Below are 16,524 nucleotides of genomic sequence, written 5' to 3' on the forward strand. Positions count from 1 at the left end.
GGATCTCGTTGGCCTCAGCGGCGGCGGCGGTGGAGCTGCAGGGTGGTGAAGACCGCCACGCCGAGGGTGATGTGCATGAGGGACAGGGCCGCGACGGTCCCGCCGTCGGCGCCGGACGACAGCGGGCCGGCCACCGACAACAGGGCCAGCCCACTGCCCACGTACTGCGCGATCCGCAGGAAGACCGGCTTCCACAGGGCCAACAGGAGGGCGGCGCCCACCCCGACGACCAGCGGCACGACGGACGACCCGATGACGCCCCCGACCGTGATCGGGTGTTCCTCACCGGCGTCCACGACGACGAGCGAGGCGCCGGCCAGCTCGGCGACGGCAAAGACGATCAGATTGACCACGGCCGCGCCGACCGCGCCGGCGACCAGCACCTTCCACCAGCCGAAGCCGGAGCGGCGGGCCGGACTCTGAACTGCGGTGCTCGACATGAGAGTTCCCCCAACGTGTGAAGTGCCGGACTGCGGTTCGGCCGCGGCATACGCAGAAGCCTCCGACCTGAACCCCGCTTGAGGTCAAGGCCTGTCCCGGACGGCGTCGAACCGGCCGACGACCGCCCGGAGCCGCCGGGCACTGCGCGGTGACAGGGCCCGCAGCACGGTGTCGAGGAGGGCGCGTGCTTCGAAGGGGTCGCCGCAGCAGTGCCAGTGCACGTCTGCGCACTCGTAGTCCCGCCACAGCAGGCGCTCGGGCCGGTGGACGTAGTCCTTCCACAGCCGTACGGCCGCGCTCACGTCGCCCGGACGCAGATGGTTCCTGGCCTGTTCGAGACGGAAGATCTCGGTCGTCGCAGCCGAGGACAGGCCGTCGATGCCCGGCCGCCGGCCTGCTCCTGGAGTCCGCCGACCGGGGGTGCCGGTCCGGACGTGTCCCGGCCGTCTACGCGGCACGGGCCTTTCGGGTCGTCGTCATGCGGTGCATCGTGCCATGTCAGTGGGCCATGTGCCGAACGGGTTTGTGCCACGCTCGCCCGGGCTACGCCACCAGGAAGTCGCGCAGGTCGACGATCGTGTAGCCCTCGGACTCGGCGGCGTCGATGATCAGGGGGAGTGCCTCGGCGTCGAGGACGATGCCGTCGCCGTTGCTGCCGACGTGCATCTGGATGATCGCTCCTGGGGCCAGGGCGTCGATGGCGCGCTCGGCGGCCGCCTCCGCGCTCATGCCGCCCTGCGGACCGAGGTAGCCGTTGGTGTCGGCGGTGAACTCGATGGCCGCGTAGCCCAGGTCGTTGATGTCGGCGACGGAAGCCCGCGTCGTGGCGCTGTAGGGGAAGCGGAAGAACGGCAGCGGCTCCGTGCCGGAGGCCGCCCGGATCGCCGCGTCGGCGCGTCGTACCTCCTGCACGCGCTGCGCCGTGCTGAGGTCCTTGAAGTAGGGATGGCTGTACGAGTGGTTGCCCAGACCGTGCGCCGCGCCGATCGTGCGCACCGCCCCCGGGTGCGCGTCGGCGAAGGCGCCCGTCGGGAAGAAGGTGGCGGGCAGCCCCCGCCGCCTCAGTTCCCCGAGGACGGTGTCGATCCCGGCCTCGTCCCATGCGGCGTTGAAGGTGAGCGCCACGACCTTGCGGGACGTGGGCAGCCTGCGGATCTCACTGCCGAGCAGCGAGGTCGGCGGGCGCGGACCGGAGGGGACGCTCGCGCCGTTCGCCGCCCGGGCGCCCGCGCACGGTACGAGGCCTGCGGCGATCAGCGCAGTCAGCGCGGCGCGTCGTCCGATGTCCACCACGGTCGCTCCCTCCGGCACGGCACGGCACAGCACGGCACGGTGCGGTGCGTCGGTACCGGCCTGGCACGACTATGCGACGGCGCGCACCGGAGCGGCCGCAGCCCGTGCCGCGCAGCCGGGTGAACCGCCTCAGGGCCGCCGGAGCAGGTGCGTGGTCAGGTGGTGCTGGAGGGGTTGGCCCACCGCGGCCATGTCGTGGACGACCGTCATCTCCCCGTCCCGGACGGTGTACCGGCGGCGCGTGCCGGTGACCTCCTTCGCCAGCGGCGTCAATGACACGTCCTTGGTCTCGATCTCGAACTCCGCACCGGACGCCCGCCCCACGTACGTCTCGACGATGCCGGTGGGGTGGGCGAGCACGACCTCCAGGGAGGCGTCGGGCGTCACCCGCCACCACCCGGCCTCGCGCCCCGCCGGCCGTACCGGAGCCCCGGCTTCGTCGATCAGCCACGCCCGCGCCTCGTAGCGCAGGAAGGGGCGGCCGTCATGGCTGAAGGTGACCTCCTGCGCGTAGCGGAAGTCCTTCTCCAGCGTCGGATACTCGCCCTGGCCGCGGCCGTGCCAGCGGCCCAGCAGCGCCAGCACGGGCGCCAGCAGGGGATGCGGATCCGGCCCCTCCCCGAGGACGTGGCTGTCGGGGTACGGATTCTCCTGCACCGACTCGAACATGTTCACCCTGCCTGTCTGCACGTGGCCCCGTCGGAACCGGACCGAACCGACCGAATCCGCAGCATAGGCGGTGCGCAAGGGCGTTCACGCAACCCGGCCCGTGCCCGGCCCCCGCCCCGCCCCGCTCCCGAAGCAGGGGGCGGGGCGAGGGCGGGAGCAGCCGCAGGTCAGCGGGCCGGCAGACCGCCCGTCACCGAGGCCGCCACCGAGGCCGGTACGGGCGCCAGGCCCGCCGGCCGGGTGGTGAAGACGCCCCGGCCCTGGGTCCGGCCCCGCAGCCGGGACGCGTACCCGAACAGCTCGGCCAGCGGCACGGCCGCCGTGACCACCGCGGTGCCGGCTTCGGCGGTCTGGCCCGAGACGCGGCCGCGGCGGGCCGCGAGGTCACCCAGCACGCCCCCGACGGCGTCCTCCGGGACGCTCACCGTCACCTCCGCGACCGGCTCCAGCAGTTCCACCGTGCTGAGCCGCAGGGCTTCGCGCAGCCCGAACCTGCCCGCCGCCCGGAACGCCATCTCCGAGGAGTCCTTGGAGTGGGTCGCCCCGTCGGTGAGCGTGACGCGCAGCCCCGTCACCGGGTACCCGCCCAGCGGGCCCTCGGCGAGGGCGTCGCGGCAGCCGGCTTCCACGGCGCGGGCGTACTCCTGAGGCACCCGGCCGCCGACGACCGTCGAACGGAACTCGAAGACCGGCTCCGCCAGCGGCTCGACGTCCAGCACGACGTGCGCGAACTGGCCCGCGCCACCGTCCTGTTTCACGTGCCGGTGGACCAGACCGGCCACGCCGCGCACGACGGTCTCCCGGTACGAGACCTGCGGCCGGCCCACGACGACCTCCACCCCGTGGCCGCGGCGGATCTTCTCCACCGCCACCTCCAGGTGCAGCTCGCCCAGCCCCGACAGCACGGTCTGCCCGGTCTCCGGGTCGGAGCGCACCACCAGCGAAGGGTCCTCCTCCGCCAGCCGTGCCAGCGCCGACGCCAGCCGGCCGGTGTCGACGTTGCGACGTGCCTCGACCGCCACCGACACCACCGGCTCGGCCACCGTGGGCGGTTCGAGCACCACAGGTGCCCCGGGCGCGCACAGGGTCGTGCCGGCGCGGGCGGACTTGAGCCCGATCACGGCGACGATGTCACCGGCCACCGCTTCCTCCCTGTCCTCGTGCCGGTCGGCCTGGACCCGCAGGATCCGGCCCACCCGCTCCGTACGGCCCGTGGCCGCGTCCAGTACCGTCGCACCTTTGCGCAGGGTGCCCGCGTAGACCCGCAGATAGGTGAGCCGCCCCGTCGCCGTGGCCGTCACCTTGAAGGCGAGGGCCGCGAACGGCTCCGCCGGGTCGGGCGCGCGCTCCTGCTCCGCACCGTCCGCCGTACCGCGTACCGGTGGCATGTCGGCGGGCGCCGGCAGGTACGCGACGACCGCGTCCAGCAGTGGTTCGATCCCGCGGTTGCGGTACGCCGAGCCGCACAGCACCACGACGCCGTCCCCGCGCAGCGTCAGCTCCCGCAGGGCCCGGGCCAGGGTCCCGTCGCTCAGCGCGGAATCCGCGCAGAACTCCTCCAGAGCCTCGGCGTGGAGCTCCGCCACGGTCTCCTCCAGCAGCCTGCGCCGCCGGCCGGCCTCCTCCCGCAGCGGTTCGGGAACCGGACCCGACTCGAAGTCGGCGGAGTCGGCCCGCCAGTGCAGCGCACGCATGGTCACCAGGTCGACGACGCCGGTGAAGTCGTCCTCCCCGCCGATGGGCAGCTGTACCACCAGGGGTACGGCGCCCAGGCGCCGGCGGATCGACGCGACGGCGGTGTCGAGGTCGGCGCCCGCCCGGTCCATCTTGTTGACGAACGCGATCCGGGGCACACCGTGCCGGTCCGCCTGCCGCCACACGGTCTCGCTCTGCGGCTCGACCCCGGCGACGGCGTCGAACACGGCGACGGCGCCGTCGAGCACCCGCAGGGAACGTTCCACCTCGTCGGAGAAGTCGACGTGCCCGGGGGTGTCGATCAGGTTGACGTGGTGCCCGCCCCAGGTGCAGCTCACGGCCGCGGCGAAGATGGTGATACCGCGGTCGCGTTCCTGCGGGTCGTAGTCGGTGACGGTCGTGCCGTGGTGCACCTCGCCGCGCTTGTGGATGGCGCCGGTGGTGAACAGGATCCGTTCGGTGATCGTGGTCTTGCCGGCGTCGACGTGGGCGAGGATGCCCAGATTGCGGACAGCGTTGAGGGAAGTGGCGTTGAGGGGGCGTCCGTTGGCGCGCATGGCCCGGGGCCTTTCGAGTGAAGAGATGAAGAGGGCGGCGCGAATTCCCCGACGACAGCCCTCGTCACCCGTGCCCGGCAGCCGTGGACGGCCGTCCCGCCCGTGGCCCGGAACGGGTCCGGGCAGGCGGTGGCGTACGGAAGGCGGGGGAGGGGGACGGGACCTAAAGGTGCGTCACGGGCATACGGTGACGGCCGCGCAGCCGGCACCGGGCGTCACGAGACACCGGGATCACGTCGTACCGGGACGGGGGAGCGAAGGCGGCGGTGCGGTACGTGCGCATGGCTGCTGCTCCCCTTCTCTTCTGACTCGGCATGAGGCGCGCAGTGCCGTTTCGGCAGCGCGTAGGGCGAGTCTAGAGAGCGGACAGCGCCGGGGCACCGTGTTTTTCCCCGCCCCGGATGTACCGTGAGTGACTGTCAGCCATGGAATGTGACGACATGTCGCTCCATGACCTCCGGTTCGTGGACAGGTGAGGAGGCCGACCGTGTACGCGGTGATCCGGCGCTACGAAGGAGTGACCGACCCCGGTGAGGCGGGCCGCCTGGTGGACGAGGGATTCGTGCCCCTCCTCCGCCGGGTCCCGGGATTCGTGGCCTACTACTGGGTCGACGCCGGGGACGGGGTCATGGTGTCCACCAGCGTCTTCGAGGACCGGGCCGGGGCCGACGCATCGGTCGGGAGGGCCGCGGACTTCGTCCGGGAGAACCTCGCCGCCCTGCTCCCCAACCCTCCCCGGGTCACGGCCGGCCGGGTGGTGGCCTCCGGGTAGCCGTGTCGACGGCAGCATGGTGGGCACAAGCGCCGCATGACCCTTCTTCTGCTCGTCCTGCTGCCCCTCGGACTCGCTCTGGTCCTGCTGACGACCGGCCACCCGCACCAGCACGGCCGCCACCGCAACACCCGCTGACACCGGCGTCCGGCCCGCCCCCGCGAGGAACGCCCCGTCAGGGGCGCTGCGTCAGCGGCAGCCTGAGGACCAGTCGGGCGCCGCCCGCACCGTCCTCGGCCGTCAGCGTTCCGCCGTGGTGCGCACTCAGGTCACGCGCGATGGCGAGGCCCAGGCCGGCTCCGCCGTGGTCGCGGCTGCGCGAGTCGTCGAGCCGTGTGAACCGTTCGAAGACCCGTTCCCGGTCGGCACCGGGGATCCCCGGCCCGTCGTCGACGACCTCCAGCACGGCGGTGTGCGGCACCGCCCCGCCGCCGCCCGTGGTGCGCAGCGTGACGTCCACGCCGCGTACGGCGTACCGCTGCGCGTTGTCGACCAGGTTGGTCACGACACGGCCCAGCCACAGCGCACCTGCGGTGACCTCGACATCGGCCGCGAGGTCCACCCGTACGGGCACCCGGTCGCCGAGGCGATCGTCCAGCACCTCCCGGACCAGGGCGCCCAGGTCCAGCGGGACCGCCGTCACGGGCTGGGCCGCGTCGATGCGGGCGAGCAGCAGCAGATCCGCCGCGAGGCGCTGGAGCCGCTCGACGTCCTCCAGGGCGCCACCGATCAGCTCGGGCCACAGCTCGGGGTCCCGGACGGCAAGCGCCACCTCCAGCTGCGTGCGCAGGACCGTGATGGGGCTGCGCAGCTCGTGGGAGGCGTCGGCGATGAACTGCCGCTGGCGGATGCCGGACGCCTCCAGCCGGTCCAGCGTGGCGTTCATCGTCTCGGCCAGCCGGGCGACCTCGTCACGGGTGGCGGGGACCGGCACCCGGCGGTGCAGGTCCCGGTCGGAGATCTCGGCGACCTCGGCCCGGATCGCCTCCACCGGCCGGAGCGCGTGCCCGGTGACCCGCCAGGTCACCAGGACGACGGTGGCCAGGAGCAGCGGCATGCCGATCACGAGCGCGGCGGTGGTCGTGTCGTCGGCCGCGTCCGCGTCCCGCAGCGAGGCACCGGCGTAGACGGTGGCCGGGCCGTCCGGCGTCTGCGTGACGACCTGCACGACCCGCTGCCGGTGATCGCCGTCGACCGGACGGACCCGCCAGGTGTGCATCCGGGTCCCCGGTGTCTCGGGCGGCGCCGGCGGGAACGCGGGGACCCCGATGAGGTTGGGACTGGAGAACAGGACCCGCCCGTCCGCGCTCACCACCTGGACGAACTCGACCGCCCGGCCCGGCGGACGGGCCCGGCCGAGCCGCCCGGTGGCGGCCAGCTGCGCCACGGTCTCGGCCTGCCGTCGGGCGTCGTTCTCCGCGTTGCGCAGCAGATTGGCCTCCAGCAGCCCGAGCAGGGCGAACGAGGCCAGAGCCAGGGCCGCGGCCACCACCAGGCCCGCGCCCACCGTGGCCCGGGCCCGGACCGTGGTGGGCCACAGCCGGCGCAGGGCCGGCCACCGGCCGAGGGCGGCGCCCCGGAGCGAGCGCAGGCCGTCGCGCACGCGCCCGCCGAGGGGGGAGGGCCTGGTAGGTCCGGCCGGTTCAGCCACCGTCGGCCGCCAGCCGGTATCCGGCACCCCGTACGGTCTCCAGCGCGGCCCGGCCGAACGGGGCGTCCACCTTGCGGCGGACGGCGCTGACGTGGACCTCCACGACGTTGGGGTCGCCGTCGAAGGCGGTGTCCCACACCTGTTCCAGGATGTCCCGCTTGGAGACCACCTCGCCGGAGCGGCGGCCCAGGTACTCGAGTATCGCGAACTCCCTGGCGGTCAGCCGGACCTCCGCACCGCCACGGGAGCACGTGCGCCGCGCCGGATCGATCAGCAGGTCGCCGAACCGCATCACCTGCGGGCGCCGGCCGCCCGTACGCCGGCCGAGGGCGCGCAGCCGGGCGACCAGCACGAGATAGGAGAACGGCTTGGACAGGAAGTCGTCGGCGCCGGTGTCCAGGGCTTCCGCCTCGTCGTACTCGCCGTCCTTGGCGGTGAGCATCAGGATCCCCGACTCGTTGCCGGCCGCGCGCAGCCTCGCGCAGATCCGGTAGCCGTTCAGCCCGGGGAGCATGATGTCGAGGACGATCAGGTCGTAGTCGTGCTCGGTCGCCATCCACAGGCCCTGGGTCCCGTCGTGGGCCACGTCCACCGAGAACCCCTCGGACTGCAGACCCCGCTGCAGGGCCACGGCGAGCCGCCGTTCGTCCTCCACCACCAGTACGCGCATGCCGAACAGGATCGCAGGCCTCGCGGGCGCCCGGCTGAAGAGGTCTTCAGGTAACTTCAGCTGGGCTTCAGCATCCCCTCAGCATGCTCTGGGGCGAGCCGGGCAGCACGTCCGGATGTCCGGAGGAGTAGCCGTATGTCTGAATCCCTTCCGCCGCCGCCCGAGCAGCAGCCCGAGAGCGTGCCGGAGACCGGTGCCCGCAAGCGTGTGGTGCTGTCCCGGCTGGTGCCCCGCAGCAGGCGCACCCGCTGGGTGGCGGCGGGCGCGGTCGTGGTGGTCGTGGGCGGTGGGCTCGCGGCCGTGGCCGTGGCCGAGCACCACCACCACGACCGGGCCGACCGGGGCCCGCACACGATCCGCTTCGAGCCCGGCCACGGGGGCGGGTTCAAGCGGGGGCCGCAGGGCGGGGCGCCCGACGACGAGCGCGCGCGGAAGGCACCGGGTGGCGAGGACGGCCCCGTGGTGCGCGAGCGGTTCGGCCACCCCGAAGCCCCCGGGCTGCCCGGCGCCCCCGGCAGGTCCGAGCGGCGCGAGGGCTCCGGCAGGGGCGGCCAGGCGCCCGCACCGCTGCCCTCCCTGTCCATCGGCGACGCGGCCGGCAAGGCCGCCGCGGCCGTGCCGGACGGGAAGGTGGAGAGCCTGCGCGCGGTCGCCCAGGAGGGCGGGGGCGGCGCCTGGCTGGCCGTGGTCCTCGGGCCCGACGGAGTCCGGCACGCGGTCACGGTGTCCGGCACGGACGGGACGATCACCGGGAACACCAAGCTCGGCGGATAGCCGCATAGCCGGATAGCCGGATAGCCGGATAGCCGGACCGCCGGTTCGGCGGTTCGGCGGCTGGTGGCGGGGAAGCCGCCCGGTCTACGGAGCCATCGCGCGGCCCCCGATCCCGGGGGCCCCGTCGAGCTGGCCCTGCCACCAGGCGGCCATGCCGTCGCCGTCCATGGCCGACCAGGCCGGGGTCCGCTCCACCTGGGCCCGGCCCAGCCGACGGGCCAGCGCCACCAGTTCCCGGCCGGCGGCCCCGCGCGCCCGGTGGTAGCCGTCCAGCAGCTCCTCGAAGGACGCCGAGCGCCGCCAGCCGTCCGCGAGGGCGGTCGCGTCCTGCAGGGCCTTGGCGGCTCCGCTCGTGTTGTGCGGGCGCACCACGCTGGCGGCGTCCCCGGCGAGCAGCAGGCGCCCGCCGGCGGTGCGGGCCGCCTCCAGGTCGTAGATCGGCTGGACGAAGGTGTCCGCCGGGTCCGTCAGCGCGAGCGCCCGCCGCCAGTACGGCGGGAACTCCCGCTCCAGCAACGCGTCGAGGTGATCCGCCAGTCCGGGGGTCGGCGCGCCCGGCGGAAAGCTGGTGGGGTCGTCGAGCCGCAGCTGTCCGTCCCGCGGTGGAGCGGCGTAGAGGACCCAGTTCACGCGGGGGCCGCCGGGACCGGGGATGCGGTAGACGACGCAGCTGCCGCCCGGGAAGCAGACCGTGGTCACCGCCTCGGGCACCGGGTCCCCGAGGCCGCCGAGCTCGTCGAGGCGCGCCGCGTCGACGTTCCCCCGCCAGCACACGTACCCCGCGTAGTGCGGCCGCGAGTCCGGGCAGAGCGCCGCGCGCACCCCCGACCGGTAGCCGTCCGCGCCGACGACCAGGTCGTAGCGCTCCACGGAACCGCCCGCGAGCCGCACCCGGGCGCGGCCACGCTCATCGGCCTCGGCTCCGGCCCCGGTTGCGGCGGCCTCGACGGCCGTCACCGCCTCGCCCTGCCGGTAGACGACGTTGTCCGGTACTGACTCCCGCAGGCCGCGCCAGAGCAGCCCCCAGTGGTAGGAGTGGAAGGGGAAGGGCTGTTGCCAGATCAGCCGCCCGCCGGCCCCCTCGGCGTCGTCCCGGACCACCCAGCGGCGCCGCTGCAGCGGATGCGCGGCGATCCCCGCCGGCAGGGCGCCGCTCGCGCGGAGTTCCACGGCCCGCTCGTCGTGCACGCACAGCCCCACGCCCCGGTCCTCCAGCCGGCCGCGCGTCCGCTCCAGGACCGTCACCTGCCCGGCACCCGCCCGTGCCACCGCCGTGGCGACCGCGCAGCCCGCGATGCTCCCGCCGATCACCGCAACCGTTCCGCCCCGCACAACCGCCTCCTGATGCCTGATGCCCGATGCCTGCTGCTTGTTTGCTGATGCCGGACGACACCGCCGCCCGCGCCCCGCGTCGGGCCGGTCCGCCGGCCGACCACCCGGTGCCTCACCCGCCCGCGGCAGCCGGCGCCGGCGCCGGGGGAGTGGGCTGCGGCGACCCGTCGAGGGCCTGCACGGTCAGCACCACCAGCGCGTCCGTCCAGCCCAGGGGCGCGACGGAGGACGGCAGTCCGGCCCCGTTCACCGTTTCGGGGAGCTCGCCGAGCCCGTTGCGCTTCGACAGCACCCAGTCGAGCACCCGGTCCGCCTTCGTCTGCTCGCCCGTGCCGGCCCAGGCCAGGGCGAAGAAGGAGGTGCTGGCCGTCCAGGCGTAGGATCCCCAGCTGAAATCGGGGTCGTTGCCGGGCGAGACGCCGCCGTTGGGCAGCAGCAGCGCCCGGTGGGTGGAGTCCAGCGCCTCCGCGAGCCCGGGCGGGGCGGTGTTGAACGGGGGCGCCATGAACGCCACTGCGCTGTCCCGGCCGTGCTTGCCGTCGACGGTGCGCTGATAGCCCAACGGGGCGAAGGAGGCGGCGATCCCGGCGGACAGCCGCCGGGACGCGGCGGCCCAGCGCTCCGCGTCCCCACTGGCGCCCAGCCGCGCGGCCAGGTCCGCCGAGGCGTTCAGCCCGGCCAGCAGGGGAGCGGCGGTGCCGATGTTCGTGGTCGTCGTGTCCAGCTCCCAGTAGTCCGGGGAAGCCGGAGGCAGCCCGTCCGGGCCGAGTGAGCGCGCCGCGAAGTCGGCCGCCGCCCGGACCATCGGGTAGAGCTCGCGCAGCCGTTCGTCCCGCCCGGCGGCCGGCGCCGCCCGGTACCACTGCCACGTCGCCCACGGCACCCAGCCGTTGCCGTCCAACTGCCACTTCCGCGCGTCCGGCGGTCCACTGCCGTCCAGCGTGGTGCGGGCCTCCCAGGTCCCGTCGGCCCGCTGCGTGCGCGCGTCGTACTGCAGGATCCGGTACGCCTCCTCGGCGTGCCCGGTCACCGCGAAGGCGGCTGCGGCGAACGCGCCGTCCCGGGGCCACGAGTACTCCCAGGGCGGCGACCACCCCGCGGCGAACGCGCCGCTCGGCTTCAGCAGCGCCCGCATCGACAGCAGGGCCCGCTGCACGGCCGCCCGCTGCTCCGCGCCGGCCCGGGGCTCACGGCCCCCGGCCAGCCAGGCGCGGCTCTCCTCGATCTGCGCCAGCGCGCCCGGGTCGTCCGCCTCGACCACGGCCGACTGCGAGGCTCCGTCGGGCAGGTACCGCCAGCGGCCCGAGGGCAGTCTGAGCACGTTGCTCCCGTCCACGTACGAGGCTCCGACGGCGAAGGACGGCAGGACCGCCTCGGTGGCCACCCCGTTGGTCAGCAGGCCCGCGGTACGGGCCGCGAGGGCGGAGGCGGGTACGTAGCACGGCTCGGTCTCCCCGCACCGCTCGCCGCCGGCGGGGTTGACGTGGAAGGCCGGCCGGGCGGTGTCCTCGGCGTGCCAGCCGCCCCAGTGCGCCCGGTCGTAGTTCCGGCTGGTCGACGAGCCGGGCACGGCCTGCCGCGTGCCGTACCAGGCCACCGGCCCGTCCTCGGCGGTCGTGGCCTGGACGAAGAGGTGGTAGGTGCCCGCGGTGACGTCGGCGTCCCCGAACGGGAACTCCACCCAGCCGGCGCCGGCCCCGCCCAGGGCGGCGAGGTCCACGGTGGCCGAGGCGATCGCCGAACCCGCGTCCGAGTGCACCCGGCGGACCTGGGCGGTCACCGTCCCCGTCGCGGCCCCGCTGCCCAGCCAGACGCTCACCCGGGACAGCCGGGTGTCGTCCACCGTGAACTCCTGGGCGGCCGCGTTGCCCGTCGCCTTCACGTTGAAGAGCGCGCTCTCGTGGCGCACCTGCCCGTCGTACGGCACGGCGGCCGCAGCCGGGACACCGGGCAGCGCGCCCGGAACAACGGTCAGGGACAGGGAGAGCAGGGCGGGTAGTACGGTCCTCGCGACAGCCATGCGGGTTCGGCCCTTCCTCCTCGATGGGCGCGCGGGCGGAAGGTGCCCGGCGCTGGATACCGGACCCACCATGAAGGCAACAGGCCCCGGGGCGGGGAGAGTCCGTACATGTCCCACCGGATCGGGTCACCGAGCCATCCGATCGGGGGCGTGCGCGGGGGGCCGGGGGCGTGCGCAGAAGCGAATGCGCTTCGTTTCCGGGATTTCCGGGGACCGGCTTGCACGATCGGGCGCGTTTTCCGATGGGGTGGTGATTGGGAGCGCCCGGCGCTCCACGGCCGCTGGTGCGGGGGCAGGCGGCCGGTTACGCACACTCCACTGGGAAGGTTCGCTCCTACGTGAATGTCGCCGAGACGCTCACCCTCGCGCTGTTGGTCACCACCGTGGTCGGCGTTGTCGTGATCGATGTGTTCCGGGCGCGGATGCGCCTGCCGGGCCCCGGGGCGGAAAGAGGTACCGGCGAGCCATCCGCCGGCTGCCCGCCAACCGCGCCCGCGGCCCGACACCGCCAGGTCCCCGCCACCCCGGCGGGCGGCGATGAGCAGCTGTGGGGGAGCGTATGAACGAAGGAGAATTCGACCCATCGGGAGACCGCGCGGTCTCCAGCGAACTGGCCGGCGTACTGCCGGTGGAGTTCACGGCCTTCCACTCCCAGCAGCACCGCGCCTATCTGCGCTACGCCCACCTGCAGCTGGGCAACCCCAAGGACGCCGAGGAAGTCGTCGACGACGTGTTCACCTTCCTGCTGAAGGTGTGGCGCCAGGCGCTGAAGGAGGCGAGCCTGCACGGTTTCGCCTGGGCCGTGCTGCGCGAGCACGTCGAGCGGCGGCTGTCCGTGCTGGGCCGGCAGGTGGCCATGGTCGAGACGGCCTGGTTCGCCGCACTGCGCCGCTCCTCCCGGGAACGGCTGGAGCTGCTGGAGTCGAAACTCGGACTGTACGCGGCGATCGCGGGCCTGTCCGAGCGGCAGTACGACGTGGTGCTGCTCGCCTTCCTGCTGGGCAACGACTGCGACACGGTCGCCCGGATGATGGGGATCTCCCCCGCCACCGTCCGATCGCACATCCGCGGCGCACGCCGAAGCCTGTCCCGCAAACTCGGGGTGGACTGGATCCCCGGAGAGGAGAAGGACCAGTGAGCGACATGCCACGCCACCGCGACATGCCGCTGTGTGAACTGGACGCGTCCCTGGCGGACGCGACGGTGCTCGCGGAGGAGTACGCCGGATACGACGAGGGCGCGGCCCGGCGCCGCATCGCCCGCCGGATCGCCGCGGACCGCGCCCGCGCGGCGACCGGAACGGCCACGGCGGGCGCGTCCGCGGCCGCGCGCGGACGGGCCGCCCCGGCCGAGACCGACGAACTGGTCCTCGACGCCGCCTGCCACGTACGGGCCGCCCGCGGCCTCGACGACCTCACCTGGTGCCTCGTGGAGAGCCGGGACTTCGCCCAACTCGCCCTGGCCGTCGACTCCTGGCCCCACGGCATGGACTCGGCGCTGCTCTTCGGCTGCCTGCTGCACCTCGCCGACCGGACGGAGGGAGCGCAGTTCTGGTTCCAGTACGCCGCGGGGGCGGGCTCGCAGACCGCGGCCCGCTGCCTCTACCTCCACCACCTGTCGCGCGCCGAGGTCGCGACCGCCCGGTACTGGAAACGCCAGGCCCACCTCCTGCCGCCCGACGAGCACCTGCCGCCCCTGCCACAGATCCCGCACGACCTCGAAGATGCCCTCGGGGCCTCCGTCATCTGGACGTCCCCGCCCATCACCACCCAGGACCTCACCTCACTGACCGGCAGGCCGGGCGGGTCCGCCAGGCCGCCGCTGCGGCTCCCCGCACGACTGCGGCAGGCGCTCACGGCGCGCCCGCGCAGGGAGCACCCCGACCTGGGGGAGATCTTCACGCCCGGGCCGCAGGTCGCCGTGGCCGTCGCGCAGAACGCCCGGCTCAACCCCCTCCACCTCACTCAGCAGGCGAACGGGTGGGCACTCGAAGCGCTGAAGCAGCCGCAGTTGACCCATGCGGCCCGTACGTCCCCCGAGGGACGGACGGCCCCGGCGGCGCTGGAATCCGTCCACCAGGCACTGCGCGTCCTGGAAGTCGTCAACCGCCACTCGGGCGGGGTGAACCTGACACAGATCGCCCGAGAGACGAAACTGCCGCAACTGGTCCTCGCCCGGGCCGTGGAGCAGCTGATCCGCGCCAACCTGGTCACGCCGATCGGGCCGGACGCCTACGTCGCCGGCCATGCCCTCCTGCTGAGCGAGACGGACGGGGCGGAGGGCCGCGGGCACCTGCGCGAGACCCTGGCCTGGGTGCGGGACGCCGTCGGCGCCGCCGTCTACGTCGCCCGGTACACCGACGGCGAGGTCGCCATCACCCAGTACGCGGACGGCCCGGCCGCCCCCGCCGTCGAGGAGTGGGTCGACTTCCGCGCCGCCGCCCACGCCTCCGCCGTGGGCAAGGCGCTGCTGGCCCAACTGGACCATGAGGACCGGCGGGACCACCTGTCCCGCCACCGGCTCACCGCCTTCACGAACCACACCCTCACCACCTGGCAGGTCCTCTTCCGACAACTCGACGACCGCCCGCCCAACACGCCCCTCCTCGACCTCCAGGAGTACGCCCTCGGCACGGTCTGCGCGGCGGTGCCGATCACCGCCGGCCCCAACCCGGAATGCGTGGCCCTGTCCATCCCCGTCCCCGATCCGGGTCGGCTGAAGCAGGCCGCCCGGATCCTGCAGAGCGAGGCGGCCGCGGTCTTACTCGCGCTCATCGTCGCCGGCAGCACCCGCCCCACGGCCCGCCGGCCCGAGGACACGATCCTGTCCACCTCCGCCTAGTGCTGTGACCGGAAAGGTTCACCGTGTCGCGGCGCCCGGAACGGCACCCCCACGCAAGTACGTCCAGTACGGGCCGTGGCCCTCCGCCTTGCGATTCAGCCGCACGCTGCGGAGCGTGATCAGGTCATCGGGGAACCGGGACGGCGGCCGCACATCCCAGGGTTCGTCCCGCCCCGGGACCGTTCGGAGGACGCGGGCAGCAGGGCGGGGCGCTTTCCCTGGAAGGGCCGGCGACGCACCGGCGGGGAATGGGAGTGCCTTCCCGCCTCCCGGCCCGCCCCCCTCCGGAAGGACCACCCGTGGAACTCACCCTGCTCGGCACCGCCGCCCCCGAGGGGCTGCCCCGCCCTGGCTGCCCCTGTGCGGGCTGCGCCGCTTCCGTCGGCCCGCACGCCCGTGCCGCGGCGGCGGTCCTCGTGGACGGGGTCCTGCTCCTCGACGCGACGCCCGGCGCCGGTGCGGGTGCCGCCCGGGCCGGGCACGCACCGTCCGGGATCCGGTACGTGCTGGCGGCCCGCCCCGAGGAGGCCGGCCCGGCCGGAGGGCCACTGCCCGGCCTGCCCCCGGCGGCTCGGCTGCCCGCCGGGCAGCGGCTTGCGACGTCTTCCGGGCACCGGGTGCGGGCGGTCTCCGTCGACGGACCGGGCACCGGTTACGCGGTGACCGGCCCCGACGGCGCCCGCGCCCTGTACCTGCCGCCCGGTGCGGCCCCCGCCGGACCCACCGCGGCGGTCCCGGGCGGAGAGGAGCGCGCGGACCGGGCGGACCGGGGCGCGGAACGCCCGTACGAGGTGGTCCTCGCGGACGTACTGGGCCGCCCGGAGGCGCTGGCCCGGCTGCGGGCCTCCGGCGCGGTCGGCCCCGGCACCGACGTGATCGCGGTGCACCTCGACCACGACGACCCGCTCGGCGCCGAACTGGCCCGCCGCTGCGTGGCGGCCGGCTCCCGGACCGTGCCGGACGGGACCACGGTGCTCGCCGGCAGGCCGGTCCAGGACCCGGCCGTGCCCCGCCGGACCCTGGTGGTGGGCGGTACCCGCTCGGGGAAGTCCCTCCAGGCGGAGCGCTGCCTGGAGGCCCACCCGGACGTGGTGTACGCCGCCACCGGAGGCGGCCGCGACGGGAACCCGGACTGGGTGCACCGCGTGCACCTTCACCGGGAGCGCCGCCCCGCCCACTGGCGGACGGTGGAGACCCGCGACCTGCTCCCGCTGCTCGCCGAGGACGGTCCGCCGCTGCTGATCGACTGCCTGGCGTCGTGGCTGGCCGACTCCATGGAGCAGTTCGACGCCGGGAACGACACGGCCTGGCTGGGGGGCGGCCAGGAAAAACTGCGTGCCCGGTCGGCCGAGCTGGCGGCCGCCGTACGGGCAGCCCGGCGGCGGGTGGTGCTGGTCAGCAGCGAGGTGGGATCCGGGGTCGAACCCGGCACCGCCTGGCAGCGGCGGTACCGCGACGAGCTCGGTTGGCTCAACGCGGCAGTGGGCGGGACCTGCGAGGAGGTGCTCCTGGTGGTCGCCGGGCAGGTGCTGGCCCTGAAGGGGTGACCACCGCGTCCACCTCGCCCTCGCCCTGCCGATCTGGCGCAAGCTGGCCGAATCGGGCGACCGCGAAGTACCGGCCGAGTACCTCACGATGATGGCCCTGGGCGCCGACGCACTGGAGGCGATGTCGGCCGAGGAGCTCCGGCAGGCGATCGGGTTCACCGCCGCCGGTATCGCCGACGGCACCCCCGAACCCGCCGACCTGGCCCCCCGAGCCGATGTCCGCGGCGACCTGCCGCACATCACGGCACCCACCCTGGCCATC

General features: G+C 74.5%; 15 protein-coding genes. 6 read left to right on the plus strand and 9 right to left on the minus strand.

What is annotated here, in order from left to right:
• Positions 1 to 14 precede the first annotated feature (14 nt).
• The 5 genes from E6U81_RS05195 to fusA all read right to left on the minus strand — a co-directional run bounded on the left by E6U81_RS05195 (position 15) and on the right by fusA (position 4,655).
• Positions 15 to 440: a DUF6069 family protein gene (locus tag E6U81_RS05195; protein ID WP_136228861.1), complete on the minus strand. Its 426-nt coding sequence runs from the start codon at positions 438 to 440 to the stop codon at positions 15 to 17.
• Between the two features lie 84 nt (positions 441 to 524).
• Positions 525 to 743 (minus strand): hypothetical protein, encoded by a 219-nt coding sequence (locus tag E6U81_RS05200; protein ID WP_240803642.1) that lies wholly within the window; start codon positions 741 to 743, stop codon positions 525 to 527.
• A gap of 241 nt (positions 744 to 984) precedes the next feature.
• Positions 985 to 1,731 (minus strand): polysaccharide deacetylase family protein, encoded by a 747-nt coding sequence (locus E6U81_RS05205; RefSeq protein WP_240803643.1) that lies wholly within the window; start codon positions 1,729 to 1,731, stop codon positions 985 to 987.
• A gap of 132 nt (positions 1,732 to 1,863) precedes the next feature.
• The gene (locus E6U81_RS05210) at positions 1,864 to 2,403 is read right to left on the minus strand and encodes an FABP family protein (RefSeq protein WP_136228947.1); all 540 of its coding nucleotides are present in this window, start codon (positions 2,401 to 2,403) and stop codon (positions 1,864 to 1,866) included.
• A 167-nt stretch (positions 2,404 to 2,570) separates the two neighbouring features.
• The gene (fusA, locus tag E6U81_RS05215) at positions 2,571 to 4,655 is read right to left on the minus strand and encodes an elongation factor G (protein ID WP_136228863.1); all 2,085 of its coding nucleotides are present in this window, start codon (positions 4,653 to 4,655) and stop codon (positions 2,571 to 2,573) included.
• Positions 4,656 to 5,142: 487 nt separating this feature from the next.
• Here fusA and E6U81_RS05220 point away from each other — a divergent pair, with 487 nt between their 5' ends.
• The gene (locus E6U81_RS05220; protein ID WP_136228864.1) at positions 5,143 to 5,427 is read left to right on the plus strand and encodes a hypothetical protein; all 285 of its coding nucleotides are present in this window, start codon (positions 5,143 to 5,145) and stop codon (positions 5,425 to 5,427) included.
• Positions 5,428 to 5,602: 175 nt separating this feature from the next.
• Here E6U81_RS05220 and E6U81_RS05225 read toward each other — a convergent pair whose 3' ends face one another.
• Both E6U81_RS05225 and E6U81_RS05230 read right to left on the minus strand, forming a co-directional pair.
• Positions 5,603 to 7,030, minus strand: coding sequence for an ATP-binding protein (locus E6U81_RS05225; protein ID WP_240803644.1), 1,428 nt, complete (start codon positions 7,028 to 7,030; stop codon positions 5,603 to 5,605).
• Between the two features lie 40 nt (positions 7,031 to 7,070).
• The gene (locus tag E6U81_RS05230; RefSeq protein WP_136228865.1) at positions 7,071 to 7,748 is read right to left on the minus strand and encodes a response regulator transcription factor; all 678 of its coding nucleotides are present in this window, start codon (positions 7,746 to 7,748) and stop codon (positions 7,071 to 7,073) included.
• Between the two features lie 135 nt (positions 7,749 to 7,883).
• Here E6U81_RS05230 and E6U81_RS05235 point away from each other — a divergent pair, with 135 nt between their 5' ends.
• Positions 7,884 to 8,522 carry a hypothetical protein gene (locus tag E6U81_RS05235; RefSeq protein WP_136228866.1) on the plus strand — a complete coding sequence of 213 codons (639 nt, stop codon included), beginning with the start codon at positions 7,884 to 7,886 and terminating at the stop codon, positions 8,520 to 8,522.
• 84 nt (positions 8,523 to 8,606) lie between these two features.
• Here the strand turns inward: E6U81_RS05235 and E6U81_RS05240 are convergent, their stop codons facing one another.
• Both E6U81_RS05240 and E6U81_RS05245 read right to left on the minus strand, forming a co-directional pair.
• On the minus strand, positions 8,607 to 9,854 hold the full coding sequence (locus E6U81_RS05240; protein ID WP_136228867.1) for an FAD-dependent monooxygenase: 1,248 nt from the start codon (positions 9,852 to 9,854) through the stop codon (positions 8,607 to 8,609).
• Positions 9,855 to 9,966: 112 nt separating this feature from the next.
• Positions 9,967 to 11,874 (minus strand): hypothetical protein, encoded by a 1,908-nt coding sequence (locus tag E6U81_RS05245; RefSeq protein WP_136228868.1) that lies wholly within the window; start codon positions 11,872 to 11,874, stop codon positions 9,967 to 9,969.
• Between the two features lie 338 nt (positions 11,875 to 12,212).
• Between E6U81_RS05245 and E6U81_RS05250 the strand changes: the two genes are divergently transcribed.
• From E6U81_RS05250 to E6U81_RS05265, 4 genes are all read left to right on the plus strand, one after another.
• A complete protein-coding gene (locus E6U81_RS05250; protein WP_136228869.1) occupies positions 12,213 to 12,437 on the plus strand; it encodes a hypothetical protein in 225 nt (74 codons plus the stop codon).
• Positions 12,434 to 13,012: a sigma-70 family RNA polymerase sigma factor gene (locus E6U81_RS05255; RefSeq protein WP_240803645.1), complete on the plus strand. Its 579-nt coding sequence runs from the start codon at positions 12,434 to 12,436 to the stop codon at positions 13,010 to 13,012. Before E6U81_RS05250 ends, E6U81_RS05255 begins: the two co-directional genes overlap by 4 nt.
• A gap of 923 nt (positions 13,013 to 13,935) precedes the next feature.
• On the plus strand, positions 13,936 to 14,715 hold the full coding sequence (locus E6U81_RS40875) for an IclR family transcriptional regulator C-terminal domain-containing protein (protein ID WP_240803663.1): 780 nt from the start codon (positions 13,936 to 13,938) through the stop codon (positions 14,713 to 14,715).
• A gap of 299 nt (positions 14,716 to 15,014) precedes the next feature.
• Positions 15,015 to 16,262 carry a bifunctional adenosylcobinamide kinase/adenosylcobinamide-phosphate guanylyltransferase gene (locus tag E6U81_RS05265; protein WP_136228871.1) on the plus strand — a complete coding sequence of 416 codons (1,248 nt, stop codon included), beginning with the start codon at positions 15,015 to 15,017 and terminating at the stop codon, positions 16,260 to 16,262.
• The last annotated feature ends 262 nt before the right edge of the window (positions 16,263 to 16,524 follow it).

The sequence above is a fragment of the Streptomyces sp. A0592 genome (assembly GCF_004795115.1).
GTDB classification, from domain to species: Bacteria; Actinomycetota; Actinomycetes; order Streptomycetales; family Streptomycetaceae; genus Streptomyces; species Streptomyces erythrochromogenes.